The following is a 25,268-nucleotide window of genomic DNA, read 5'->3' on the forward strand; positions in this document are numbered from 1 at the left end:
TTGAACGTTCGAAAAAACCGAGAAGCAATCGCGGCTGAAGCCGCTCCTACGAAGTCGGCGACACTCCATGAAAGGTTTCCAAAACCCATGAGCCAGCAGATCAGTCCGCTCGCCGGCAAGCCGGCGCCGAAATCCATCCTCGTCGACATCGGCAAGCTGCTCACCGCCTACACGGCGGTGAAGCCCGATCCATCGGTGCCCGCGCAGCGCGTGGCCTTCGGCACCTCGGGTCATCGCGGCTCCTCGTTCGACGGCAGCTTCAACGAGAACCACATCCTCGCGATCAGCCAGGCGATCTGCGACTACCGCCAGTCGAAAGGCGTCGACGGTCCGCTGTTCATCGGCGCCGACACCCACGCGTTGTCGCAGCCCGCGTTCGAGAACGCGCTGGAAGTGCTGGCCGCGAACGGCGTGACGACGATGATCTCCTCAGGCGGCGAGTTCACGCCCACGCCGGCGGTGTCGCACGCGATCCTGGTCTACAACAAGGGACGCACCGTCGGCCTCGCCGACGGCATCGTCATCACCCCTTCGCACAACCCGCCCGACAACGGCGGCTTCAAGTACAACCCGACCAACGGCGGGCCGGCCGACACCGACATCACCAGGTGGGTGGAGAACCGCGCCAACGCGCTGCTGGAAGCCGGCCTGAAGGACGTGAAGCGGATGCCGTTCGCGCAGGCGCGCCAGGCCGCCACCACGCACGAGCATGACTACCTGGCCGCCTATGTGGCGGACCTGGCGAACATCATCGACTTCGACGCGATCCGCGGCGCCGGCGTGCGCATGGGCGTGGATCCGCTGGGCGGCGCGGGCGTGCACTACTGGGCGCCGATCGCCGAGCGCTACAAGCTCGACCTCAGCGTGGTGAGCAGCGAAGTCGACCCGCAGTTCGCCTTCATGACGGTGGACTGGGACGGCAAGATCCGCATGGATCCGTCCTCGAAGTACGCGATGCAGCGGCTGATCGGCCTCAAGGACAAGTACGACGTGGCCTTCGCCTGCGATACCGACCACGACCGCCACGGCGTGGTGTCGCGCTCGGCCGGGCTGATGGAACCGAACCACTACCTGTCGGTGCTGGTGGATTACCTGTTCCGCCACCGCCCGCGCTGGAACGACAAGGTGGCGGTGGGCAAGACCGTGGTCACCACCGCGTTGATCGACCGCGTGGTCAAGCGCCTCGGCCGCTCGCTGTACGAGGTGCCGGTGGGCTTCAAGTGGTTCGCCGAAGGCCTGTTCGACGGCCAGCTCGGCTTCGGTTGCGAGGAAAGCGCCGGCGCCTCGCTGCTGCGCCACGATGGCTCGGTGTGGACCACCGACAAGGACGGCCTGGTGCCTGCCCTGCTCTCCGCCGAGATCACCGCACGCATGGGCAAGGACCCCGGCGAACTGTTCGGGCAACTCACGCACGAACTGGGGCGCCCTTACGCCAACCGCGTCGAGGCCGCCGCCACGCCCGCGCAGCAGGCCAAGCTGTCGAAACTCTCGCCCGACCAGCTGAAGACCGACACGCTGGCCGGCGAGAAGATCGTGCAGGTGATCGACAAGGCACCCGGCAACGGCGCCGCGATCGGCGGCATCAAGGCCGCCACCCCCAGCGGCTGGTTCGCCGCCCGCCCCTCCGGCACCGAGGCGATCTACAAGATCTATGCCGAGAGCTTCAAGGACGAGGCGCACCTCAAGAGCCTGCTGCAGGAAGCGCAATCGGTGGTGGATGCCGCATTGGCGTAGGGATCATCGGTGTAGGAGCGGCTTCAGCCGCGATGGCCAGATGCCGAATCGCGGCTGAAGCCGCTCCTACAGCGAGAACTCAGCGCCTGAGCGCCCGGTGCGCGATATCGCGCCGGCAGAACGCGCCGTCGAAGCGGATCTTCGCCACCGCATCGTAAGCGTGCTCGCGGGCCGCGGCGATGTCCTTGCCCAGCGCGCAGACGGTGAGCACGCGGCCGCCAGCGGTGACCGCGCGTCCTTCCGCGTCCAGCTTCGTGCCGGCGTGGAACACCTTGGCGTCGGCGCCGGGGTTTGCGTCGAGCCCTTCGATCACGTCGCCGCTGCGCACCTTGCCGGGATAGCCGGCCGCGGCCAGCACCACGCCCAGCGAGGGACGCGCGTCCCACTGCGCGCGGGTCTGCGCCAGCCGGCCGTCCAGCGCAGCCTCGATCAGTTCCACCAGGTCGGACTTCAGGCGCAGCATGATCGGCTGCGTTTCCGGATCGCCGAAGCGCACGTTGAACTCGATCACCTTGGGGTTGCCGGCCTGGTCGATCATCAGGCCCGCGTAGAGGAAGCCGATGAACGGCGCGCCCTCGGCGGCCATGCCGTGCAGGGTGGGTTCGATCACTTCCTTCAGGATGCGCTTTTCCACCTCGGGCGTGACCACTGGCGCGGGCGAGTAGGCGCCCATGCCGCCGGTGTTGGGGCCGAGATCGCCCTCGTCGCGGCGCTTGTGGTCCTGGCTGGAAGCCATCGGCAATGCGTTCTGGCCGTCGCTCATCACGATGTAGCTGGCTTCCTCGCCGTCGAGGAACTCTTCGATCACCACGCGCGCGGAGGCGTCGCCGAAGGCGTGCGCGCCCAGCATGTCGTGCAGCGCCAATTCCGCATCGGCCTGGGTGAGCGCCACCACCACGCCCTTGCCGGCAGCGAGGCCGTCGGCCTTGATGACGATGGGCGCGCCATGCTGGCGCACGTAGGCCAGCGCGGCGTTGAGCTCGGTGAATACCGCGTAGCGTGCGGTGGGGATGTTGTGGCGTAGCAGGAAATCCTTGGCGAAGGCCTTGGAGCCTTCCAGCTGCGCGGCGATCGCGCGCGGCCCGAAGATGCGCAGGCCGGCATTGCGGAACTTGTCCACCACGCCCGCCACCAGCGGCACCTCGGGACCGACCACGGTGAGGCCGACCTTCTCGTCCTTCGCGAGCTTCAGCAAGCCGTCGAGGTCGGTCACCGCCACCTCGGCGTTGCGCACGCCGCGCTCGCGCGCGGTGCCCGCGTTGCCCGGCGCCACGATCACCTCGTCCACCCGCGGCGACTGCTTGAGCTTCCACGCCAGCGCGTGCTCGCGCCCGCCGTTGCCGATGACGAGAACCTTCATGCCGATGACTCCGGGGATGCTGCCGCGTGGAAATGGGCGGCCATTGTAGCGGCAGCACGCACAACGGTTCCGGATCGGGCAGGCGGCCCGCAGGCGTGGAGGCGGAATCGAGAGGCTTCCGACGGTGGCAATTCAACACGCCATCGGCGTCGCAAACGATGGCCGGCCTAGGGAGCCAAGCCCGCGCAGGCCGATCAGGCCGGGGCACGTGGCCTCGAAGGCGGCCCGCAAGGCCATTCCACGACCGGCCGCACGGATGGCCGACCGGGGAAGATCCCGGACCCCGGGACGAAGCCACAACCCTGCGGTAGAGTCCGCAAGTCGTCCGGCCATGTTCGCCAGAAAGAGGCACTTCCGAACGATGGTGGGCCATCGACCGTGCAAGCCATGTCTCCTGATTGAAAACAGAGGGTGATTCCTTGCCGCCTGCCTCGCCCAGCACCTCGCTGATCCACCGACTATCCCTCACCCTCTGGGGACTGTTCCTGGCGCTGCTGCTGTTGCTGTCGGTGCTGGGCTATGCCGCCCTGCGGCTGGCGGCGGATCGCGTGGTGCCGCTGGCCATCCAGCAGTGGGTGCAGCTCAAGGCGCAAACCAACGAGAGCCTGTTCGTGCAGGCCGATGCCAGCGTGCGCCGCCTGCGCCAGACGCTGGTGCAGCGGCTGGACCAGGCCCCGCCCGACACGGCCACGCGCTTCGACAGTCTGTTCGTGCGCAGCCCGGACGGGCTGTGGCGCGTGCGCCCCGAACTGCTGGACACCGAGAACGCCCCCACGCTGTACCTGCACGATGGACCGCATGGCCTCTCCGACTCGGTGCGCCTGCGTGCCGTCGTCAGCTACGAACTGCTGCGCGAGCAAGGCCCGGCGCTGGTGCCACCGTTTTTTTCGGCCTACATGGACTTCGTGGAAAACGGGCTGATGGTGTATGCCCGCGGCATCAACTGGGGTGGCAACGCCGACGCGCAGGCCAGCAACGCCGGCTATCCCACCATGCTGGGCTCCGACCCGCGCCGCAATCCCGGGCGCCAGGTGTTCTGGACGCCGGTGTACCTGGATCACCAGGCCCACACCTGGATGGTGTCCGTCATCGCGCCGCTGGACTGGCACGGCCACTGGGTGGGCACGCTGGGGCACGACGTGGCGATACAGACGCTGATCGACTCCGTAGCCGCCGTCCGTCCCCACGCGGCCGTACAGCAGCTCATCATGGACGGCCAGGGCGACCTGATCGCCCATCCGAAGCTACGCGAGCGCATCGCCGCCGCACAGGGCCAACTGCAGATCGCCGCGCTGAAAGATCCCCCACTCGACCAGGCGCTGCGCCTGGTGCTGGCGACCCGCACCAGCACCGGCACGGGCCGCACGCCCGACGGCCGCGAGTGGGTGGCCTGGTCGCGCATTCGCGGGCCGGGCTGGTTCCAGGTGGATGTGCTTCCGCAGAAACGCGTGGACCAGTGGGTCATGCTGGGCTGGCTGACGATGTGCGCCATCGGCCTGCTGATCCTGGCACCCGGCCTCTGGCTGCTGCGCCGCCGCGTCCATGCGCTGGTGACCCGCCCCCTGCTGCGCCTGACCCATGCCGTGGATGAGCTGGGCCGGGGACGCATACCCCAGCCCATCGCGCTGGGCAGCCCCGACGAACTGGGGCGGCTGGCAAACGCCTTCGACGCCATGGTGGCCGAGCTGGTGCAGCAGCGCGAGCGGCTCACCACCCTGGCCGAGTGCGACGCGCTGACCGGCCTGCACAACCGGCATTACTTCGAGGCCGAGCTGGCGCACTTCTTCCGGGGCGGTGCGCACGCCGGCCTGCAGGGCGCCGTGCTGCTCTTCGATCTGGACGAGTTCAAATACGTCAACGACACCTTCGGCCACTTCGCGGGTGATGCGATGCTGTTGCGCGTGGCGGGCGAAACCAGGGCACTGGTGCGCGAGACGGACAGCCTGTGCCGGCTGGGCGGCGACGAGTTCGCCGTGTTCATGCCCCACACCACGCTGGACGGCGCCCTGGCGCTCGCGGAACGCATCGTGCGCACCGTGGGACGGATGGCGCTGGAAATCGAAGGGCAGCCCCTGCGGCTGACCGCGAGCCTGGGTATAGCGCACTACCCCGACCACGGCCAGGGCGCCGAAGAACTCGTGTCGCACGCCGACATGGCCATGTACCAGGCAAAGCGCCTCGGCAAGAACCGCTGGAACGTCTACCGGTCGGACCGCGACGCCGTGCAGGCCATGGCTGCGCGCCTGGCCTGGAACGAGCGCATCGAGCACGCCCTCGAACGCAACCTGCTGCGCCTGCATTTCCAGGGCGTGTACCGCACCAGCAACGGCGAGATGACGCACCTGGAAGCCCTGGTGCGCATGCTGGACGAGACCGATCCCACGCAGTGCATCCTGCCGGACCAGTTCATCGGCCACGCGGAGAAAAGCGGCAAGATCCTCGACATCGATCGCTGGATGGTGCGCGAAAGCATCGCGTTGCTGGCCACACACCCCCGGCTGCCGGCCCTGGCCATCAACATCTCGGGACGCTCGTTCGACGATCCCGACCTGCCCGGCTTCATCACCAGCCAGCTGGCCGGGCACGGCGTGGCGCCGCAACGGCTGCTGGTGGAGCTGACCGAGACGGCTGCGATTTCCGACCTGCGCGATGCCGAGCGCTTCATCGACGCGCTGCGGCACGCCGGCTGCACCCTGTGCCTGGACGACTTCGGCAGCGGCTTCGCCTCGTTCGCCTATCTCAAGCGCCTCAAGGTCGACGTGCTCAAGATCGACGGCCTGTTCATCCGCAACCTGCCGCGCGAGCGCGACAACCAGGTGTTCGTGCGCTCCATCATCGAGGTGGCCCGCGGCATGGGCCAGCGCACCGTGGCCGAGTTCGTGGAGGACGAGGAAACCCTGCTGCTGCTGAAGGAGTTCGGCGTGGACATGGTGCAGGGTTACCACCTGGACAAACCCCGGGCGGATCATCCGGCGCTGAAGGTGTGACGCGGTGCCTGCCCTGGCCTGAAGCGGGACTTGTCAGCCCAACAGCGCCAGCAGCGCCGCACGGGGCAGCTTGCCGGTCTCGTTGCGCGGCAGCGCAGGCACGCGGCGCAGCGGGCGCGGCAGGAACACCGGATCGACGGAGCGGCGCAACGCGTCGAGGATAGTCGCCTCGTCCAGCGTGGGCGCCACCGCCAGCGCGGCGATGCGGCGCACGCCGGCGGCATCCGTCCCATCGAGCTGGAACACCACGCCGTCCTCCACGCCCGGAATCGCCAGCAGGCGCCGGGTGAGGTCGCCCAGCGAGGCACGCTTGCCGGCGATTTCCAGCAGGTCGGTATTGCGGCCGCACAGGCGGAAACGGCGGCCCCCGTCGTGCAGGCTCACGATGTCGGCCAGCACCACCGGTGCGTCGAGCTGGGGCGCCTCGATCAGGGTGCCGTCGGGCTGCGGATGCAGGTGCACGTCCTCGTACAGCGTCCAGTCCCCATCGGCAGTGACGCGACGACTGGCGAAGGCGCAGGTTTCGGTGGAACCGAACACCTCCAGCAGCGGCGCACCGAACGCCTGCTCGGCAGCCTGTGCCAGCTCCAGCGGCAGCGGCGCGGTGGCGGACAGCATCGCTGCCAGCGGCGGCAACGCGGTGCCGGCGGCCACCAGCGCACGCAGGTGCACCGGCGTGGTCACCAGCACACGCGGCGCGGGCACCTCGGCCAGTGCGGCGGCCACGTCGGCAGGGAAGAACGGCCGCCCCGCGTGCACGCCGACCTCGCCCAGGAGCGGCAGCAGCACGCTCATCTCGATGCCGTAGATGTGCTGCGGCGGCACGGTGGCCACCACATGGAAACGTCCGCCGGCCACGGCGCCCAGCATCGCCAGCGTGCCGGCGCTGCTGGCACACAGGCTGCGCCAGCTCTTGGCGTTGGCGCGCGGCGTGCCGGTGGAGCCGGAGGTATAACCGATCGCAACCGGCTGTCCGGCGGGAATCACCGGCGCCGCCGTGGGCACGGCATCGGGGCCGGGGTCCAGCGCAGGCAGCTTGCGATAGCCGTGCGGCGCAGGCGACAGCGCCTGCTCGCCCAGTGCGTAACTGCCCGGGTGCGCGGCCATCACCTCCTCCACCGCCTGCGGCGCACGCGAGGGCGGCAGCAGGTTGGCCTGTCCGCGCCGCGCGATGGCGCAGAACGCGACCAGGAAGGCGTAGCGGTCTTCGCACAGGTTCACCGCGGCAGGCGCATCGGGCAGCAGCACGGCAACCTGCTCGACATGGGCGAGGAACTGCGCCGCGCTCACCGCCGCGCCGTGGCGCCAGGCCACGGTGCGCTGCGGGTCACGCGCGGCGAGCAGGGGCAGCAGCTGCTCGGCCTGCTCGTGCTGGAAACTGTCCTGGACGATGGCCACCGGGGTTGCCGCTCCTGTTTCGCCGCCTCCGTGGCGGCCGCTGTCTGTCCTGCCGACCCTGCGGGCCGGCGCCTGTGGGTGCTGCTGGCTCCCCATGCTCATGGCCGCCGCTGAATCGCAGCCAAGCCGCCAGCGGCGCGGTTCACCGCCGGCTCAGGCCCGGATGATAGCGCCGCTCAGCGCGTCGCGAATCGTGGTGGGGCGATCCTGTGCGCCCAGCGGGGCGTCCAGCAGGCCGTCCAGCGCATCGCCGAAATAATCCGCCACGGTGGCCGCGCTGCGCGCGGGCGATTCGCCGTGCGGGTTCGCGCTGGTGGAAACCAGCGCGCCGCCGAATGCGCGACACAGCGCGGCAGCGGGTTCGTGGGCGGTGACGCGCAACGCGATGCCCGCATGCGCGCCGGCCACCCAGTCGGGTACGGCGGGGCTGCGCGGGAAGATCCAGGTGTGCGGGCCGGGCCAGCTGGCGCGCACCTGGGCCAGCACCGCGTCGGGCACGTTCGCGAAGTCGATGTAGCGCTCGAGCTGGGCGAAGTCGGCGGCGATCAGCAGCACGCCCTGGGTGGCCGGACGCTGCTTGAGCGCGAAGATCTTCCCGAAGGCCGCGCGGTCGTGCGGGTCGCAGCCCAGGCCGTAGACCGCCTCGGTGGGATAGGCGAGCACGCCGCCTGCATGCAGCAGTCCCGCGGCGGCATCCAGCCGGTCGAGGGTGAAGGTCTGCAGCATCAGGCGGGCGTCTTCTTCGCGGCGGCCTTCCTGGTCGCGGCCTTTTTCGCCGCCGTCTTCTCCGTGGCCGTCTTCTTGCTCGCGGTTTTCTTCGCCGGTGCCTTCTTGGCGGCCGCCTTCTTCGTTGCCGGCGCCTTCTTCTCCGCAGTCTTCTTCGCGGCGGCGGTCTTGCGGCCGAAGCGGCCGCCCTTCTTCACCGGCGCGGCGGCAAGCAGCTCCAGGCACTGCGCCTCGGTAAGTTCCTTCGGCTCCTGGTCCTTGGGGATGCGCGCGTTCTTCTCGCCGTCGGTGATGTAGGGGCCGTAACGGCCGTTGAGCACCTGCACGCCGTTGCCGAAGTCCGCGATCACGCGGTTGGCGAGCATCGTCAGTTTGTCTTCCACCAGCTGCAGCGCGCGCGGCAGCTCGATGGTGTAGGGGTCGTCCTCGGGCTTGAGCGAGGCGTAGGTACTGCCCTGCTTCACGAACGGACCGAAGCGGCCGATGCCCACGCTGACCTCGTCGCCGTTCGGCGCCTGGCCCAGCTGGCGTGGCAGCTTGAACAGTTCCAGCGCCTCGTCCAGGGTGATGGTGTGCATGCTCTGGCCGGGGCGCAGCGAAGCGAACTGCAGCTTCTCATCGCTGTCCTTGTCGCCGATCGCGGCATACGGCCCGAAGCGGCCAAGGCGCACGAACACCGGCTTGCCGCTCTTGGGGTCGCTGCCGAGTTCGCGTGCGCCGGTGGCCTCGCTGCGGTCCACCGATTCGGTCTTCTCTTCCACCTGCTGCTTGAACGGCTGCCAGAAACGCTGCATCAGCGGCACCCAGGCTTCCTCGCCGCGGCTCACCGCGTCGAGTTCGTCCTCGAGCTTGGCGGTGAAGTCGTAGTCCACGTAGCGGGTGAAGTGCTGGGTGAGGAACTTGCCCACCGCGCGGCCGATGTCGGTGGGTTTGAAGCGGCGGCTGTCGAGCAGCACGTATTCGCGGTTCAAGAGCACTTGGATGATGCTGGCGTAGGTGGAGGGACGGCCAATGCCGTATTCCTCCAGCGCCTTCACCAGCGAGGCTTCCGAGTAGCGCGGCGGCGGCTCGGTGAAGTGCTGGTCGGCGGCGATGTCGTGCAACGGCACCTGCTCGCCCTTCTCCAGCCGTGGCAGGCGGCGGCCTTCGTCGTCGTCGTCCGCGTTCTTCTGGTCGCGGCCCTCCTCGTACACGGCGAGGAAGCCGGGGTCGACCACGGTGGTGCCGGTGGCGCGGAACGCGGCGGGGCCGCCCGCGGCGTGCGGCAGGTCGAAGTCCACCGAGACGGTGTTCAGCGTGGCGTGGATCATCTGGCAGGCGACGGTGCGCTTCCAGATCAGCTCGTACAGCTTGCGCTGTTCGTCGTTGAGGTAGGCGGCCACCTCGCGCGGCGTGCGCATGGCGGAGGTGGGACGGATCGCCTCGTGTGCCTCCTGCGCGTTCTTGGACTTGGCCTTGTAGAACTGCGGCCCGTCGGGCAGCGCCTTGTGACCGTAGTCGCGCGCGATCAGCGCGCGCAGCTCGGCCAGCGCGTCGTCGGCCAGCGCCACCGAGTCGGTACGCATGTAGCTGATCAGGCCGACGTTGCCTTCGCTGCCCAGCGAAACACCTTCGTACAGGCCCTGCGCCACCTTCATCGTGCGGCTGGTGGTGAAGCCGAGCTTGCGCGCGGCTTCCTGCTGCAGGGTGGAGGTGGTGAACGGCGGGGCGGGGCGACGCTTGCGCTCCTTGCTGCCCACTTCGCTCACGGTGAGGCGGCCGTGCGCGGCCTCCTTCAGCGCGGCGCGCGCGGCCAGCGCATCGGCCTCGTTGGTGAGGTCGAATTGCTCGAACTTCTTGCCGTGGAGCCTGGTGAGCCTGGCGCTGAACTCGCCGTCGGCGTGGCGCAGCTGCGCCTCCACCGTCCAGTATTCGCGCGCCTTGAACGCCTCGATCTCCTCCTCGCGCTCCACGATCATGCGCAGCGCGGGCGACTGCACGCGGCCGGCGGAAAGGCCGCGCTGCACCTTGCGCCACAGCACCGGCGACAGGTTGAAGCCCACCAGGTAGTCCAGCGCGCGGCGCGCCTGCTGCGCATCCACCATGTCCAGCGACAGTTCGCGCGGCGCGGCCACGGCAGCCTTGATCGCCTTCGGCGTGATCTCGGAGAACACCACGCGGTGCAGCTGCTTGCCCTTGGTCAGGCCGCGGTCCTTGAGGATCTCGCTGATGTGCCAGCTGATCGCCTCGCCTTCGCGATCCAAGTCGGTGGCGAGATAGATGTCGTCGGCGAGCTTGGCGGCCTTGGCGATCGCATCGACGTGCTTCTCGTTGCGCTCGATCACCTCGTACTTCATGGCGAAGCCGTGGTCCGGATCGACCGCGCCCTCCTTCGGCTTCAAGTCGCGCACATGGCCGTAGGAGGCGAGGACCTGGAAGTCCTTGCCGAGGTATTTATTGATCGTCTTGGCCTTAGCGGGCGACTCGACGATAAGCAGGTTCTTGGCCATGAATCTCTTGCAGGTGGGCGTGGCAATTCCATGCCGCAGTGCGGCATGCCTATATACTAGTGAGGCCAGACGGCGCGACGGCTGTCAAGCCGGATGGCGTGAAAGCGCGCCATGGCGCGGGTTTCCGGCTGCGGCTTACCCAGGCAGACGCTGGTAGCGGTTGCCGGGCAGGGTTGCCACCCGGTCTTCCAGCTCCAGCATCAGCAACATCGAGGACAGTGCCGCCGCGGCCAGCCCGCTGCGTTGCACCAGCTCGTCCAGACTGGCCGGATCATGGCCCAGCGCATCCAGCAGGCGGCGGTAGTCCGGGTCGTCGCGCCAGCCACGGGCGCGGGCCGGGGCTTGGACCGGGGCGTCCGGCCGAGCCAGCCGCCCGGCCAGTTCCGCGCCCAGCGCCCGCGCCGACGGAGCCAGTGCCTCGGCCACTTCGGCCGGCTCCTCCACCAGCCGGGCGCCGTCGCGGATCAGCCTGTGGCAGCCGCGCGCCAGCGGGTTGGCGATGGAGCCGGGCAGCGCGAACACCTCGCGGCCCTGCTCGCCGGCCAGCCGCGCGGTGATCAGCGAACCGGACTGCAACCCCGCCTCCACCACCACGGTGCCCAGCGACAGACCCGAGATGATGCGGTTGCGGCGCGGAAAGTGATCGGCGCGCGCCGTGGTGCCGGGTGGAAACTCGCTGACCAGCGCACCCTGTGCCGCGATACGCCCTGCCAACGCGTGGTGCTTGCGCGGATAGACCCGGTCCGGCCCGGTGCCGACCACCGCGACGGTGGCGGCGCCCGCGTCCAGTGCAGCCTCGTGGGCGGCGCCGTCGATACCGTCGGCCATGCCGCTGGTGACCGTGAAGCCGGCCAGCGCCAGCGCGCGGGCGAAGCTACGCGCATGGTCCAGCCCGGCGGGGCTGGCATTGCGGGCACCCACAATGGCCACTTGCGGATGCAGCAGCAGACTCGCGTCACCGGCCACGAACAGTGCGGCGGGTGGTTGCGGGATGGTCTCCAGCAGCGGCGGGAAGTCCGCCTCGGTGCAGCGCAGCAAGCAATGACCGGGCTCGGCCAGCCAGGCAAGGTCGGCCGCGAGGCACGCCTCGTCGGGCGCATCCAGCCACGCGGCAGCGCCCTCGTCCAGCGTGGCGGCCGGCCGGCGCAGCCGCCCCAGCGCGGCGCCGATGCGGCCATCGCCCGCAGCCAGCGCCTCGCGCAGCCCGCCTGGCCCGAGGCCCGGGATGCGCAGGGCGATCAGCCAGGCGCGCAGTTCGTCGGCTTCGCTCATGCGGCGAGTCTAGCGGCCGCCACGCGCGACGACGGCGCGGGATCGCCGCGCCGTCGTGTGGGTACATGCCGTGCGCGACGGCTTACTCGGGCATCTGCAACTGGTCGCCCTTCTTCACCGGGCGCAGGCCGTCCATCACCAGGCCGTAGCTGACGTGGTCGAAAGTGCGGAACACCATCACGTGGCCGATGTACTCGGACGGCAGGGTCACATGCGGGCCCACGCCGCGGCGCCAGCTGCTGCCGGCCACGTCGTCGTGGATGGTGTCGCCAGGCTGCCAGATCGAGAAGGTGGTGCCATTGTCCACGCCTTCCTTCGCACCCACCGACAACGCCACCACCTGGTGCGGGCCGACGGCGTCCATCGCGCCGGTGAACGCGATCACGCGGCCGTCCTTGGGCAGGTTCTGCGGCGCATGCGGATAGAAGTACGGGTCGTAGGGATGGTCATCCACCGGCATGAGGCGGTCGCCCTTGTGGATTTCCGAGGTGGAATCCAGCACCAGCAGGGTGGACGGGTCGCCCGCACGCAGCATTTCGGCGGTGCCGATCACCTTCACCTCGAGGCCCATGTCGCGGCCGCGGAGGAAGTGGCCGGAGCCGTTGTCGAAGTCCTCTTCCCACGGCGACCTCACCATCGCCGCATTGGCATACAGCTCGTCGCCGTAGATCGCGGTGCCGCCGGAGCCGTCCTTGAAACCGCGGAACACGTGCTCGGGCCGCACGATCGCCCAGCGCTGGCCGGGCTGGCTGTCGAGGCCGCGCACGTAGATGTTCTGGCCCGCAGCACCATCCAGCCGGTCTTCTTCCATGCCCACCACGTAGGGGGCCTTGCTGACCACGCTGGAATCCATCACGCGCAGATCCTTCAGGAAGGTCTTCAGCGCATCCAGCGGAATCGCCGGCACCGCCTCGCCCTCTTGATGCACGCCGGGTTCCAGCCGCAGGGTCGGGCCGTTGATGAAGGACAGGTTGAGCACGTCGCCCGGATAGATCAGGTGCGGGTTGCGCACCTGCGGGTTGGCCTGCCAGATCTCCGGCCACAGCCACGGCTTGACCAGGAATTTCGCCGAGATTCCCCACAGCGTGTCGCCGCGGCGCACCGTGTACGAATCGGGGTGGTTGCTGCGCAGTTGCGCCGCGCCAGCGGCACACACCGCTGCGGCAACCATGGTGCCAGCCAGCACCGTGAAGGCTTTCTTGAGCATTGGTGGGAATCCCCCTCCCCGCGGTGAAGGCGAGTGTAACCGAAGCATTAAGCGGTGCAATCGGCACCGGTTCGCAGAATCCACGGCGGCCGTCGCATCAGGCGGCGTACTACAATGGCGGCCATGTCCATGCTCGCCATCCTCGAATTCCCCGATCCCCGCCTGCGCACCCGGGCCGCGCCGGTCACCGTGTTCGACGCCCGGCTGAAGCAGTTCGTCGCCGACCTGTTCGAGACCATGTACGCCGCCAACGGCGTGGGTCTGGCCGCCACCCAGGTCAACGTGCACCAGCAGGTACTGGTGATCGACATGAGCGATGAGCGCAACCAGCCGCTGGCGCTGATCAACGCCGAGATCGTGGAGAAGGACGGCGCCCAGGTTTACCAGGAGGGCTGCCTGTCTTTCCCCGGCGTCTATGCCGACGTCACCCGCGCGCTGAAGGTGAAGGTGAAAGCCCGTGACCTGGACGGCAAGGAATTCATCTACGAGGCCGAGGGCCCGCTGGCCGTGGCCGTGCAGCACGAGATGGATCACCTCGCCGGCAAGGTGTTCGTGGACCACCTCTCGCCGCTGAAGCGCTCGCTGCTGCTCAAGCGCCTGGAGAAGCAGCGCAAGCAGGCGGCCAGCGCTTGAGCGCTCCGCTGCGGCTGGTCTTCGCGGGCACCCCCGACTTCGCCGTTCCCTGCCTCGAAGCCTGCCGCGCCAGCGGCGCCGAAGTGGTGGCCGTCTACACCCAGCCCGACCGCCCCGCCGGCCGCGGGCGCAAGCTCGCCCCCAGCCCGGTGAAGCAGGCCGCGCTGGCCGCCGGCATCGCCGTCGAACAGCCGGAAACGCTCAAGACCGCCGAGGCGCAGGCCACGCTGGCCGTCTGGCGGCCCGACCTGATGGTGGTGGTGGCCTACGGCCTGATCCTGCCACGCAAGGTGCTGGCGATCCCCCGCCTGGGCTGCTGGAACGTGCACGCCAGCCTGCTGCCGCGCTGGCGCGGTGCCGCGCCGATCCAGCGCGCCATCCTCGCCGGCGACACCGGGACCGGCGTCGACCTGATGCAGATGGAAGCCGGCCTGGATACCGGCCCGGTGCTGCTTGAGAAACGCACCGCGATCACCCGCGAGGACACCGGCGGCAGCCTGCACGACCGCCTTGCCGCGCTGGGCGCCGAGGCGCTGGCCGAAGGCCTTGCGCGCGTGCTGGCCGGCGAGACGCTGGCCGCCACGCCGCAAGCCGCCGCAGGCGTCACCTACGCGCACAAGCTGGACAAGGCCGAGGCCCGGCTCGACTTCACCCGCCCCGCCATCGAACTGGAACGCCAGGTGCGCGCCTTCGATCCCTGGCCCGGCAGCGATGCCCAGATCGCCGGCGAAGCGCTGCGCATCTGGGCCGCCCGCGCGCGCGCGCTTACGCACGACGCAGCGCCGGGCAGCGTGCTCGGTGCCGGACGCGAGGGCATCGACATCGCCTGTGGCGAGGGGGCGCTGCGCATCACGGCCGTGCAACGCGCGGGCGGCAAGCGCATCGGCGCCGCCGATTACCTCAATGCGCGGCCCGAGCTGCGCGAGGCCCGCCCATGATTCGCGCCTCCCCGCCTACCCCAAAGGGGAGAGGAAGTGGAAAGGCATGAGCGCCGACGTGCGCGCGCTGGCCGCGCAGGCGTTGGCGCAGGTCGCGATGCACGGCGCCTCGCTGCGTGAAGCGATGGAACGCCACGCGCCCAGGATTCCGGACCCCCGCGACCGCGCCCTGCTGATGGCCCTCGTCAGCGACGGCGCGCGCTGGTGGCCGCGCTTCGACGCCGCGCTGGACCGCCTGCTGGATCGCCCGCTGCGCCGGAAGGAACCTGCGGTGCATGCGCTGCTGGTACTGGGCCTCGTGCAACTGGAAGTGCTGGAGCTGGCCGACTACGCCGCGGTGGCGGCCACGGTCGAGGCGGTACGCGCACTGAAGCGGCCACAGCTCGCCGGACTCGTCAACGCAGTGCTGCGCCGCTGGCAGCGCGAGCGCGCCACGCATCTCGCCGCGCTCGACGCGAAACCCGAGACCCGTCACGCGCATCCGCGCTGGCTGGCTGAGGCCATCGCCCGCGACTGGCCCGCGCAGGCCGAAACGGTGATGGCGGCGGACAACCGCGAGCCACCGTTGATGCTGCGCGCGAACCGTCGCCGCACCGGCCGCGACGCGCTGATCGAACACTTGCGTGCGAGCGGACAGTCGGCCGAAGCACATGTATGGCTCGCCGACGCCATCGTGCTGCCGCACAGCACCGACGTGACCCGCCTGCCCGGCTTCGCGGAAGGCCTGTTCGCGGTGCAGGACGGCGCGGCGCAGATCGCCGCCGACCTGGCCGACGCACGCGACGGCCAGCGCCTGCTGGACGCCTGTGCCGCGCCCGGCGGCAAGGCCTGCCACTTGCTGGAACGCGCCGACGTGGCGCTGACCGCGCTGGAATTCGAGCCGAAACGCATCGCGCGCATCCGCGAGAACCTCGGCCGCCTGCACCTGCAGGCGGAAGTATGCAGCGGTGATGCCGGCGATCCCGCTGCCTGGTGGGACGGCAAACCCTTCGACCGCATCCTGGTCGACGCACCCTGCTCGGCCACCGGCGTGCTGCGGCGCCGCCCGGACGTGCGCCTGCACCGGCGTGCCGACGACATCCCCGCGCTGGCGGCGCAGCAGCGGCGCATCCTCGCCGCGCTGTGGCCGTTGCTGGCGCCGGGCGGACGTCTGGTCTACATCACCTGCTCGCTGCTGCGCGCGGAGAACGAGGCGGTGGTGGCAGCTTTTCTCGCCGCGCACGCCGATGCGCATGCCGTGCCGTTCGCGCTGCCTGCGGGGCAGGCCGCCGCCGTGGGCTGGCAGATCCTGCCCGGCGAGGGCGATCTCGACGGCATGTACTATGCGGTGCTCGAAAAGCGCTGATCCGTTCGCATCGCGCTTGCGCAGGAAGGTTCCATGTCCGCTTTCTCCAAGGCCAGCCCCGAGGAACGCCGCCGCTTCTGGCTGCTGTTGCTGATCGCGCTGGTGATCCTCGGCGCCGGTATCGGCCTGCGCGACCCGTGGCCCTCGGACGAGCCGCGCTTCACGCTGGCCGCGAAGCAGATGGTGGAGAGCGGCGACTGGCTGTTCCCGCACCGCGGCAGCGAGCTGTACGCGGACAAGCCGCCGATGCTGATGTGGACCGAGGCAGCCAGCTTCGAGCTGGTGCGCTGGTGGCGCCTCGCCTTCATGCTGCCCTCGCTGCTGGCGGGGCTGGGCACCCTGCTGCTGGTCTACGACCTCGGACGGCGGCTGTGGAACCGCCGCACAGGACTCTACGCCGCGGGCGGCCTGCTGCTGGCGTTCCAGTTCGTCTACCAGAGCCAGCGCGCGCAGATCGATCCGCTGGTGATGTTCTTCATCACCGCGGCGAACTGGGGCCTGCTGCGGCACCTGCTGGCACCGCCGGATGCCGGCGCGACGCGCACGACGCACTGGCCGCTGTACTGGCTCGGCTGCTTCTGCGCGGGGCTGGGCGTGATCACCAAGGGCGTGGGCTTCCTCGCGCTGCTGATGCTGGTTCCCTACGCCTGGGCGGCGTGGCGCGGCTGGGACGGCATCGTGCGGCCGGGCCGCGGCGCATGGTGGCGCTGGCTGCTGGGGCTGGCGGCGGCGCTGGCGGCGATCGCGCTGTGGCTGCTGCCGATGCTGCTCGTCGCGCAGGCGCGCGACGGCAACCCGGCCTACGCGGCCTACGTGCACGACATCCTGTTCAAGCAGACCGCCAAGCGCTACGCCGACGCCTGGCACCACATCCACGCGTGGTGGTTCTACATCCCGATCCTGCTGTTCAGCTGGCTGCCGCTGTCGCTGCTGTACCCCGGCTGCCTGCCGCGCTGGTGGCAGCGGCTGCAGGCGCGCGACGCGCGCGTACTGCTGCCGCTGGGCTGGGTGGTGCTGGTGCTGCTGTTCTTCAGCGCCTCGCCAGGCAAGCGCGATGTGTACATCCTGCCCGCGCTGCCGATGCTGGCGCTGGCCTGCGCGCCGTTCGTGGACGAGTTGCTGCCGAAGCGCTGGCTGCGCGTGGCCGGCCTCGCGTTCATCGCCGTGCTGGGCGCGGCGATGCTGGCGCTGGGCGGCTACGCCCTGCTCTCGCATGCACCGAAGGTGGTGCAGTTTGCCGCCGAGCGCGACCTCGCCGACGATGGCAGCATGCTGTGGTGGATGTGCGTGGCGCTGGGCGCGGTGCAGCTGGGCCTGGTCGCCGCGCTGCGCGTGCGCCGCGCCCTGTGGGCAGTGTGTGGCGGCATGGCCGCGCTGTGGCTGGCCTGGGGTTGCTGGGCGGTGCCGCTGCTCAATCCCTCCAGCTCCTCGTCCGCGCTGATGGCCGAGGTGCGCGGCCATCTCGCCCCCGGCGACCAGCTCGGCCTGGTGGCCTGGACCGAGCAGAACCTGCTGATGCTGGATCGCCCCGCCGCCGACTTCGGCTTCAAGCAGCCCTACCACTTGCAGTTTGCCCGCGCGGTGAAGTGGCAGGCGCAGGCGCCGGCCACGCGCTGGCTGTTCGTGCAGCAACCGGCGATGGGCGACTGCGTGGATCGCGCCAAGGCGATTCCCCTCGGCCACACCAACCAGCGCGACTGGTGGATGTTCAAGGCCGATGCACTGGTGCCCGGCTGCCTGCCCGGCGCCAATGTGGACGAATCACCGGACGGCGACCCGGACGCGGTGCCGTGACGACGGCACCGCGCATCCAGCTGCTGGCGCGCGACAACGGTGCGGGCCTGAGTCGCGACATGGCCCTGCTCGCCGCCGCACTGGGCGAGGCGGGTGCATCGATACGCGCGACCGGACTGCCGCATCGCGGTCGCTTCGCCGAATGGCTGACCCGCGCACGACTGGCCTGGCGCGTACCCGCGTTCGAGCTGAACCTGATGCTGGAACGCGTGCGCCCCGAATTCGCCCGCGCCGCCCGGCGCAACGTGCTGGTGCCCAACCCCGAATACTTCCGCGTGCAGGATCGCGCCGCGCTGGATTGCATCGACACGGTGTGGGTGAAGACCCGCCACGCCGGGCGCCTGTTTGCGGCACTCGGCAAGCCCGTGCGCCACATCGGCTTCACCAGCCCCGACCGTCTCGATCCTGCGGTGCCGCGTCGGCACACGTTCTTCCACGGTCCCGGCCGCAGCAACAACAAGGGCACGACGGCGCTGCTGCAGCTGTGGGCCGCGCACCCCGAGTGGCCCATGCTCACGGTGGCGTGGCGGCGCAAGCGGGTGGAACTGGGCGCACTGCCGGCCAACGTGCGGCTGATCCGCAAGCACCTCGACGACAAAGGCTATCGACGCCTGCAGAACGAGCACCGTTTCCACCTGTGTCCCTCGCAGACGGAAGGTTTCGGCCACTACCTGATCGAGGCGATGAGCTGCGGCGCGGTGGCGGTGACGCTGGATGCCGAGCCGATGAACGAACTGGTGACCGCCGAACGTGGCGTGCTGGTGCCGGCACAGGCCACCGGCACGCAGGACCTGGCCACGCTGTACGGCTTTCGCGCCGGGGACATGGCGCGCGCCATCGAGCGCTGCGCGGCGATGCCCGAGGAGGAAGCCGGCATGCTGGGTGCGGCTGCCCGGTCCTGGTACGAGGTCGAGCGCGACGCGTTTCCTGCGCGATTGCGCGCCGCACTCGACGCCGTTTAGCCGTCCGGACGTTCCGGTGCCGCGAACTCGGCGAGATGGCCGTCGATGCCCCGCTCGCAGCGCGTGATGCCTTCGGTGCGGGTGGCATGGAACAGCCGGTTGTTCGGCAGGCTGAGGTCGTCCACGTCGGGCTGGGCGCGCGAGCTGTGCCACAGGTGCACGGCCAGTGCAGACCATTTCAGCGCGCGGCGATGCAGGCCGGCGTTTTCCAGCCGGGCCGCCAGTTCGCGATCCTCCGCACCGTAGCCTTCCATGCGCTCGTCAAAGCCGTTCACGCGCAGCAGGTCGTCGCGCCAGAAGCTCATGTTGCAGCTCATCACGCGGCCGCCGTTGCGCGAACGCGATTTCCAGCGCGCCAGCTGCGGCTGGCGGAAGGCATAGAGGCGCCTGGTGCCATCGAATTCGTGGAAATCCGCGCGCGACCACGGCGTGAACACCGGCTTGCCACCCGCCAGCAATTTGGCGGTTTCCTCGCGCGTGGCCTTGATGCGCCCGCCCTGCAGGAAATGGCCGCGCTCGGCCAGCATCAGGTGATCGGCGACGAAATGCGGATGCAGCAGCATGTCGCCGTCGAGCAGGATCGCGTAGTCACCGCGGCTGGCGGCGATGCCGCGGTTGCGCGCGCGCGCGGCGCGGAAGCCGCGGTCCTCCTGCCACACGTGGCGCAGCGGCACCGGGAAGTCGCGTGCCATGCGCTCGACCAGCGCGCGGGTAGGTTCGCCCGAACCGTCGTCGGCCACGATCACCTCGTCGGGCAGGCGCGTCTGCGCGGCGAGGCTGACCAACAGGCACTGCAGCGCCTCCGGCCAGTTGTAGGTGATCGCGACGACGCTGACTTTCATGCTGCGATCAACGCCCGCGCAGACCGCGGCGCAGGATGGACAACGCACGCTCGACGCGCTTCCACCACGGCGAGGGCCCGCGCATGGCGATGCCGGCGTAGCGGCGCGCCTCGGTCCAGTCGGGGCGCTCGCGGGTCTTGAATTCGGCCCGCGCCAGATCGAGCGCGTGCGCATCCAGGTGCATGCGCTGTGCGTAGAAGTTGATCAGGCAGCGCGAGCGGAACTGCGCGGGGAACTCCCGCATGCGCGCCTGCTCGTGCCACCAGCCGTTGCGGCCGTGGATGCGGTAGTCGACGTTGCCGGTGGGTAAAAAATATTTGCGCGCGCCGAGGATGCTGGCGCCGAACACCAGGCAGTTGTCGGCACTGATGCGCCAGTTGGCGGTGAACTCCGGCGGCAGGTCGAGCACGCGTTCGGCGAGCTTCCTGCGCAGTGCCAGCGCCGAGGTAGGCGCGCCGTACCAGCGCGCGAAGACCCAGGTGCCGAGCACGGTGTGGCCGAGGTCCATCGCTTCTTTCGCGTAGCCCTGCACGCCGGATTCGTTGCCGACCAGGCGCACGTCGGAAAACACGAAGTCCACGTCCTTGCGCACGGCGAACAGCGCGGCGAGCTGGCGCAGGTGGTCCGGCCCCCAGCGGTCGTCGGCATCGAGGAAGCACACCACCTCGCCAGTGGTCGCGGCGAGGCCGCGCTGGAAGGCGGCGAGCTGGCCGCCGTTCGCGCCGCAGAGCAGCTTCACGCGCGCGTCGTGGCCGTAGCGTTCGCGCAGGTACTCGGGCGAGCCGTCGGTGGAACCGTCGTCCACCACGATCACTTCCAGCGGTGCTTGGATCTGCGCCAGCGCGCCGTCCACCGCCTCGGCCACGAAGTCGCGGTAGTTGTAGTTGGTGACGACGACCGAGAACGTGGGCGCGACGTCCACCTCAGCCCTCCAGCAGCTGGCGGAAGTAGGCGATGGTCTCCTTCAGACCGTCCTCCAGCGCCACCTTCGGTTGCCAGCCCAGCTTTTCCTGCGCCAGCGCGATGTCGGGCTGGCGCTGACGCGGATCGTCAGCGGGCAGCGGGCGGAACACCAGCTTCGACCTGCCGCCGACCAGCGACAGCACCTTCTCCGCCAGCGCCAGCATGGTGAACTCGCCGGGGTTGCCGATGTTCACCGGGCCGGTGAAGCCGCGCTCCGATTCCATCATGCGCACGAAGGCCTCGATCAGGTCGTCCACGTAGCAGAAGCTGCGGGTCTGGCTGCCGTCGCCGTAGATGGTGATGTCCTCGCCCTTGAGCGCCTGCACGATGAAGTTGCTCACTACGCGGCCGTCGTTGGGATGCATGCGCGGGCCGTAGGTGTTGAAGATGCGCACCACCTTGATGTCCAGGTCGTGCTGGCGGTGGTAGTCGAAGAACAGCGTCTCGGCGCAGCGCTTGCCTTCGTCGTAGCAGGAGCGGAAACCGATCGGATTGACCCGGCCCCAGTACTCCTCGCGCTGCGGGTGCACCTCGGGGTCGCCATACACCTCGCTGGTGGAGGCCTGCAGGATGCGCGCCTTCACCCGCTTGGCCAGGCCCAGCATGTTGATCGCGCCATGCACCGAGGTCTTGGTGGTCTGCACCGGGTCGTGCTGGTAGTGCACCGGCGAGGCGGGGCAGGCCAGGTTGAAGATGCGCTCCACCTCCACGTACAGCGGGAAGGTGACGTCGTGGCGCATCAGCTCGAAATACGGATGGTTCAGCAGGTGCGCCACGTTGCGCTTGCTGCCGGTGAAGAAGTTGTCCACGCACAGCACGTCGTGGCCGTCGGCCAGCAGGCGGTCGCACAGGTGCGAGCCGAGGAAGCCGGCACCGCCGGTCACCAGTACCTTGCGCATCAAGCCATCACCCCGGAGCACGCCGCGCGCGCGAGGCGCCTAGTGTAAGCGAGCCGCGGCCGCCGCATCGGCACGGGCACGCAGCTCCAGCCACAGCGCCAGCGCCAGCGGCAACCACACCAGCAGCCAGCTCGGTCGCGGGCTGTCCAGCAGCTGCGGCATGTCGAACTGCAGCACCACGCTGGCGTACACCCACAGCGCCAGCACCAGCCGGCCGGTCATCCGGCTGCGATGCCGCCAGCCCAGCCAGGCGGTCATCACCCACAGCACGATCATCAGCAGCAGCCCGGGCAGGCCAAGCTCGATCGTCGTCTGGGTCAGCACGTTGTGGCTGTGCGTGTAATCCACCCCGGCCACCGTCAGCGTGAACGGCACGCCCTGGCCCAGGCCCAGCCACGGGTGCCGCGCGATCAGGTGCACGGACTGCTCGAACAGCTCCGGCCGCAGCGACGCGCCACGCTCCACCAGCACCGGCAACGGCCAGATGCAGCAGGCCAGCACCACGACCAGCGCCACGCCACCCAGCCAGCGCGCCGCGCGCCCCTTGTGCCACAACGGAGCGAACACGGCGCACAAGGCCAGCGCCAGCCACACGCTGCGCGAACCGGTCAGCGCGATGAAAGTCAGCAGTACCGGCAAGGCCAGCCAGCGCAGCATCGAGACGCGCGGCGCGGCCACCGGCAACAAGGCCAGCCAGAGGCAGGCTGCGCCCATCACCGCCGCGGCGTAGTTCGCGGTCGCGATCACGCCCTGGCCCACAATGCGGCCATCCTCCGGCGGGTGATGCAGGTATTGCACGCAGTAACCGCCCGCGAACAGGGCGATGCCCAGGCCCGCCAGCAGCAGCATGCGGTGCCCGCGCCGCTCGTCGTCGCCCAGCCAGATCGGCCAGGCCAGCAAGAAGGCCAGCACGCTCAGCAAGCGGCTGAGCTCGTCGCCCGGATGCCGCGAATGCGCCCACAACAGGGACAGCGCGGCCCAGGCCAGCAGCAGCAGGAAGACGCGGAATGCCGGCAGCGGCAACAGCCCTTTCCAGGTCGTCGCCCGCCGGCTCAGCGCCAGGCACCAGGCCGGCAGGTACAGCAGCACGATCAGGCAGCCCTGGTACAGCTTGCCCGGATTGAACGACACCCCCGAGGGCATCGCCACGAGGCCGAGCATCATCCACACCAGGCCCGTACCCAGCACGCCCAGCCAGAACCCGCGGCGACGGAAGAACAGCGGTGCGGCACCGGCCCCGGCAAACGGCCTGGGCGCGACCGGCGTGCCCTGCATCAGCTGGATGTTGTGTTTTTCGTGACCCATGGAACCTTCAAAGTCATGGCGCGCGCGGTCGCCACCACATTCCCTTGCGCAACCTGCAGCATAACCAATTGGCAGGTTTCACGGGGTCAGTACGCCGACGAATGCATGGCACGGCATGATGGCGACCCTATCATGCCCGTCGCCAGCTGAAACCTGGCCCACCGGCCGGCATCGACGTGCAGAAAACGTCAAGGCGCCACGTCGAGGAGACGGCAGGCGGCCCGCTAGAATGCCGCCATGCCCACCCTTCCGATCACCCTCGCCGTCATCACCCGCAACGAGGCGGCCTGCATCGCGCGCTGCCTGGACAGCGTGCCGTTCGCGGCCGAGAAGCTGGTGGTGGACTCGGGCAGCGACGACGACACCGTGGCGATCGCGCAGGCGCACGGTGCACGCGTGGTGCACCAGGACTGGCTGGGCTTCGGCCCCCAGCGCAACTTCGCCACCACCCAGTGCAGCCACGACTGGATCCTGGCGCTGGATGCCGACGAGTCACTGTCGCCGGAACTCGCCGCGGAGCTGGAGCGCACGCTACCCGCGCTGATGGCGGGGGACGCTCCCGCCGCCTGGCTGCGCCGGCGCACCATCTACATGGGCCGGCCGATGCGCTGGTACCGCCCCAGCGTGGGCGAGAAGCTGGCGCGGCTGTACCACCGCGGCCGTGCCCGCTGGAGCGATGCGCGGGTGCACGAGTCGCTGCGCTTCGAGGGCGACGCACCCACCTTCGACGCCCCGTTCGACCACGCCAACAACCCCACCCTGGTGCACAAGCAGCTCAAGGTGCTGCGCTATGCCGAGCTGAAGTGCCGCGACTGGCTGGACAAGGGCAAGCCCGCGCGGATGTGGCAGGCGCCGTTCGTGTACCTGCTGGCCTTCCTCAAGGACTACGTGTTCCGGCTGGCCTGCCTCGACGGCTGGCGCGGTTTCGTGATCGCACAGACCGCGGCCAGCTACGCGCTGTACAAGCGCATGCGCTACTACGAGATGGTGAGCAACCCCCCGTCGGTCGCCGAGGCGACCGACGCATTGAACAGACACCACATCGAGCGTTGATACCCCACGCGACTGCGCAGTTCGAAACTACGGACCCGCACGGCACGTTCGCCTCCTCTCCCCTCTGGGGAGAGGATTGAGGTGAGGGGCCAAGGCTTGCCCCGCACGCGTCGAAGCGAGGTTTAGCTTCGATGCAGAATCCTCGCAAGAACCGCCCCTCACCCCAACCCTCTCCCCGGAGGGGAGAGGGAGAAAAGCTAAGCTATCCGCATCATCCAGGCACATACCCCATGCCCAAGCACTACCTCCTCTACGGTTCCGAACGCTACGCGCTGGCCATCCTGCGACCGATCCAGGCGGCGATCCGCGCCCGCGGTGACGAGGCGGCGTGGTTCTTCGACGGCCCGGGCGCGGAGGACCTGCATGCCGACGAGCGCCTGCTGACGGTGCAGGAAGTGCGCGCGTGGAAACCGCTGGCGGTGATCACCTCGTCCAACGCGGTGCCGCACTTCTTCCCCGGCGTGAAGGTGGAGACCTTCCACGGCTTCGACGCCGGCAAGCCGCGGCACATCTACGTGCGCGGCTTCTTCGACCTGTACTGCACCACCGGCCCGCGCGACACCGTGCAGTTCCAGGCCATCGCCGACAAGACCGGCCACTTCAGCGTGATCGAGACGGGCTTCCCCAAGATCGACCCGTTCATGCGCGAACTGGGTGGCGCGCTGCCGCCCGTGCACACGCCGCCGGTGATCCTCTACCACTCCACCTTCTCGCCCTCGTGGAGCGCCGCCGAGACCCTGTACGAGGAAGTGAAGCGGCTGTCGCGCGACGGCCGCTGGCGCTGGATCGTCAGCTTCCACCCGAAGATGAACCCGGAGACGGTGGCGAAGTTCAAGGCGCTGCAGAACGGGTACCTCACCTTCGCCGAGAACGACAACATCCTGGAGCTGTTCGGCCGGGTGGACATGATGTGCTCGGACACCAGCTCCGCGCTCAACGAGTTCCTGCTCACCGGCAAACCGGTGGTGACCTTCGACAACCGCCGCCCCGGCCCGCAGCTGATCGACATCCACGACGCCGGGGATTTCGAGCCCGCAATCGAGCGCGCGTTGAGCCGGCCACCGGAATTGATGGCTGCGATCCGGGCCTACGCCGATTCAATCCATCCCTACCGCGACGGCCGCTCCAGCGAACGCGTGCTGGACGCCATCGACACCTTCATCGCCAGGGGCGGCAGGAACCGCCGCGCCAAGCCGTGGAACCTGTGGCGCAAGCTGAAGATCCGCCGCCGCATCGGCTACTGGGGCCCGGCGCGCTGGCCACGTTGAACCGCGGGGACGGCGTAGGAGCGGCTTCAGCCGCGATTGCTGCATGATTATCGCAATGCCGGTCGCGGCTGAAGCCGCTCCTACGCCGCTGTT

The 25,268-nt window shown here is 69.5% G+C and carries 19 protein-coding genes; 9 read left to right on the forward strand and 10 right to left on the reverse strand.

The annotated features are described in order from the left end of the window. The first annotated feature begins 87 nt into the window (after window positions 1-87). Window positions 88-1,734: a phosphoglucomutase (alpha-D-glucose-1,6-bisphosphate-dependent) gene (pgm, locus tag ABQJ54_RS07285; RefSeq protein WP_367853636.1), complete on the forward strand. Its 1,647-nt coding sequence runs from the start codon at window positions 88-90 to the stop codon at window positions 1,732-1,734. Between the two features lie 79 nt (window positions 1,735-1,813). On the opposite strand, the gene purD is transcribed toward pgm, so the two are convergent. Continuing rightward, a complete protein-coding gene (gene purD / locus ABQJ54_RS07290; RefSeq protein WP_367853637.1) occupies window positions 1,814-3,094 on the reverse strand; it encodes a phosphoribosylamine--glycine ligase in 1,281 nt (426 codons plus the stop codon). Between the two features lie 419 nt (window positions 3,095-3,513). Between purD and ABQJ54_RS07295 the strand changes: the two genes are divergently transcribed. Next, window positions 3,514-6,081 carry a putative bifunctional diguanylate cyclase/phosphodiesterase gene (locus tag ABQJ54_RS07295; protein WP_367853638.1) on the forward strand — a complete coding sequence of 856 codons (2,568 nt, stop codon included), beginning with the start codon at window positions 3,514-3,516 and terminating at the stop codon, window positions 6,079-6,081. Window positions 6,082-6,114: 33 nt separating this feature from the next. Here ABQJ54_RS07295 and ABQJ54_RS07300 read toward each other — a convergent pair whose 3' ends face one another. From ABQJ54_RS07300 to ABQJ54_RS07320, 5 genes are all read right to left on the reverse strand, one after another. After that, window positions 6,115-7,479 (reverse strand): AMP-binding protein, encoded by a 1,365-nt coding sequence (locus ABQJ54_RS07300; RefSeq protein WP_367853639.1) that lies wholly within the window; start codon window positions 7,477-7,479, stop codon window positions 6,115-6,117. 153 nt (window positions 7,480-7,632) lie between these two features. Beyond that, a complete protein-coding gene (gene tsaC / locus ABQJ54_RS07305; protein ID WP_367853640.1) occupies window positions 7,633-8,205 on the reverse strand; it encodes an L-threonylcarbamoyladenylate synthase type 1 TsaC in 573 nt (190 codons plus the stop codon). After that, window positions 8,205-10,694, reverse strand: coding sequence for a DNA topoisomerase I (locus ABQJ54_RS07310; RefSeq protein WP_367853641.1), 2,490 nt, complete (start codon window positions 10,692-10,694; stop codon window positions 8,205-8,207). Before ABQJ54_RS07310 ends, tsaC begins: the two co-directional genes overlap by 1 nt. A 135-nt stretch (window positions 10,695-10,829) precedes the next feature. Further along, the gene (dprA, locus tag ABQJ54_RS07315; RefSeq protein ID WP_367853642.1) at window positions 10,830-11,966 is read right to left on the reverse strand and encodes a DNA-processing protein DprA; all 1,137 of its coding nucleotides are present in this window, start codon (window positions 11,964-11,966) and stop codon (window positions 10,830-10,832) included. An 82-nt stretch (window positions 11,967-12,048) separates the two neighbouring features. Further along, window positions 12,049-13,173, reverse strand: coding sequence for a LysM peptidoglycan-binding domain-containing protein (locus tag ABQJ54_RS07320; RefSeq protein ID WP_367853643.1), 1,125 nt, complete (start codon window positions 13,171-13,173; stop codon window positions 12,049-12,051). A gap of 123 nt (window positions 13,174-13,296) precedes the next feature. On the opposite strand from ABQJ54_RS07320, the gene def reads away from it, so the two are divergent. Genes def through ABQJ54_RS07345 form a run of 5 tightly spaced genes read left to right on the forward strand, consistent with a single transcriptional unit; the run spans window position 13,297 to window position 18,845 of the window. After that, entirely contained in the window at window positions 13,297-13,806 is a 510-nt protein-coding gene (def, locus tag ABQJ54_RS07325; protein WP_367853644.1) for a peptide deformylase, read from the forward strand. Continuing rightward, the gene (fmt, locus tag ABQJ54_RS07330) at window positions 13,803-14,744 is read left to right on the forward strand and encodes a methionyl-tRNA formyltransferase (protein WP_367853645.1); all 942 of its coding nucleotides are present in this window, start codon (window positions 13,803-13,805) and stop codon (window positions 14,742-14,744) included. Before def ends, fmt begins: the two co-directional genes overlap by 4 nt. A gap of 46 nt (window positions 14,745-14,790) precedes the next feature. Beyond that, complete coding sequence (rsmB, locus tag ABQJ54_RS07335; protein ID WP_367853646.1) at window positions 14,791-16,089, forward strand: 16S rRNA (cytosine(967)-C(5))-methyltransferase RsmB; 1,299 nt, start codon at window positions 14,791-14,793, stop codon at window positions 16,087-16,089. 33 nt (window positions 16,090-16,122) lie between these two features. Continuing rightward, the gene (locus tag ABQJ54_RS07340; RefSeq protein WP_367853647.1) at window positions 16,123-17,883 is read left to right on the forward strand and encodes an ArnT family glycosyltransferase; all 1,761 of its coding nucleotides are present in this window, start codon (window positions 16,123-16,125) and stop codon (window positions 17,881-17,883) included. Beyond that, entirely contained in the window at window positions 17,880-18,845 is a 966-nt protein-coding gene (locus ABQJ54_RS07345; protein ID WP_367853648.1) for a glycosyltransferase, read from the forward strand. The genes ABQJ54_RS07340 and ABQJ54_RS07345 overlap by 4 nt, the downstream gene beginning before the upstream one ends. Here ABQJ54_RS07345 and ABQJ54_RS07350 read toward each other — a convergent pair. Genes ABQJ54_RS07350 through ABQJ54_RS07365 form a run of 4 tightly spaced genes read right to left on the reverse strand, consistent with a single transcriptional unit; the run spans window position 18,842 to window position 22,854 of the window. Next, complete coding sequence (locus ABQJ54_RS07350) at window positions 18,842-19,687, reverse strand: glycosyltransferase family 2 protein (RefSeq protein WP_367853649.1); 846 nt, start codon at window positions 19,685-19,687, stop codon at window positions 18,842-18,844. The genes ABQJ54_RS07345 and ABQJ54_RS07350 overlap by 4 nt on opposite strands. A 7-nt stretch (window positions 19,688-19,694) precedes the next feature. After that, the gene (locus ABQJ54_RS07355) at window positions 19,695-20,609 is read right to left on the reverse strand and encodes a glycosyltransferase family 2 protein (RefSeq protein WP_367853650.1); all 915 of its coding nucleotides are present in this window, start codon (window positions 20,607-20,609) and stop codon (window positions 19,695-19,697) included. A gap of 1 nt (window position 20,610) precedes the next feature. Then, a complete protein-coding gene (locus ABQJ54_RS07360) occupies window positions 20,611-21,549 on the reverse strand; it encodes a UDP-glucuronic acid decarboxylase family protein (RefSeq protein WP_367853651.1) in 939 nt (312 codons plus the stop codon). Window positions 21,550-21,588: 39 nt separating this feature from the next. Further along, window positions 21,589-22,854 carry an O-antigen ligase family protein gene (locus ABQJ54_RS07365; protein WP_367853652.1) on the reverse strand — a complete coding sequence of 422 codons (1,266 nt, stop codon included), beginning with the start codon at window positions 22,852-22,854 and terminating at the stop codon, window positions 21,589-21,591. A gap of 237 nt (window positions 22,855-23,091) precedes the next feature. Between ABQJ54_RS07365 and ABQJ54_RS07370 the strand changes: the two genes are divergently transcribed. After that, window positions 23,092-23,907, forward strand: a complete 816-nt coding sequence (locus ABQJ54_RS07370) for a glycosyltransferase family 2 protein (protein WP_367853653.1) — start codon at window positions 23,092-23,094, stop codon at window positions 23,905-23,907. A gap of 230 nt (window positions 23,908-24,137) precedes the next feature. Then, on the forward strand, window positions 24,138-25,175 hold the full coding sequence (locus tag ABQJ54_RS07375; protein WP_367853654.1) for a CDP-glycerol glycerophosphotransferase family protein: 1,038 nt from the start codon (window positions 24,138-24,140) through the stop codon (window positions 25,173-25,175). Window positions 25,176-25,268 lie beyond the last annotated feature (93 nt).

It is taken from the genome of Rhodanobacter lycopersici, assembly GCF_040812335.1.
GTDB lineage: Bacteria > Pseudomonadota > Gammaproteobacteria > Xanthomonadales > Rhodanobacteraceae > Rhodanobacter_A > Rhodanobacter_A lycopersici.

Bases quoted from the DNA above. Each gene is read 5' to 3' on its own strand.
- rsmB (WP_367853646.1), top strand. From the start codon at position 14,791: ATGAGCGCCGACGTGCGCGCGCTGGCCGCGCAGGCGTTGGCGCAGGTC.
- ABQJ54_RS07310 (WP_367853641.1), bottom strand. From the start codon at position 10,694: ATGGCCAAGAACCTGCTTATCGTCGAGTCGCCCGCTAAGGCCAAGACG.
- ABQJ54_RS07320 (WP_367853643.1), bottom strand. From the start codon at position 13,173: ATGCTCAAGAAAGCCTTCACGGTGCTGGCTGGCACCATGGTTGCCGCA.
- def (WP_367853644.1), top strand. From the start codon at position 13,297: ATGTCCATGCTCGCCATCCTCGAATTCCCCGATCCCCGCCTGCGCACC.
- ABQJ54_RS07340 (WP_367853647.1), top strand. From the start codon at position 16,123: ATGTCCGCTTTCTCCAAGGCCAGCCCCGAGGAACGCCGCCGCTTCTGG.
- purD (WP_367853637.1), bottom strand. From the start codon at position 3,094: ATGAAGGTTCTCGTCATCGGCAACGGCGGGCGCGAGCACGCGCTGGCG.
- tsaC (WP_367853640.1), bottom strand. From the start codon at position 8,205: ATGCTGCAGACCTTCACCCTCGACCGGCTGGATGCCGCCGCGGGACTG.
- pgm (WP_367853636.1), top strand. From the start codon at position 88: ATGAGCCAGCAGATCAGTCCGCTCGCCGGCAAGCCGGCGCCGAAATCC.
- ABQJ54_RS07370 (WP_367853653.1), top strand. From the start codon at position 23,092: ATGCCCACCCTTCCGATCACCCTCGCCGTCATCACCCGCAACGAGGCG.
- ABQJ54_RS07365 (WP_367853652.1), bottom strand. From the start codon at position 22,854: ATGGGTCACGAAAAACACAACATCCAGCTGATGCAGGGCACGCCGGTC.
- ABQJ54_RS07375 (WP_367853654.1), top strand. From the start codon at position 24,138: ATGCCCAAGCACTACCTCCTCTACGGTTCCGAACGCTACGCGCTGGCC.
- ABQJ54_RS07350 (WP_367853649.1), bottom strand. From the start codon at position 19,687: ATGAAAGTCAGCGTCGTCGCGATCACCTACAACTGGCCGGAGGCGCTG.
- ABQJ54_RS07360 (WP_367853651.1), bottom strand. From the start codon at position 21,549: ATGCGCAAGGTACTGGTGACCGGCGGTGCCGGCTTCCTCGGCTCGCAC.
- dprA (WP_367853642.1), bottom strand. From the start codon at position 11,966: ATGAGCGAAGCCGACGAACTGCGCGCCTGGCTGATCGCCCTGCGCATC.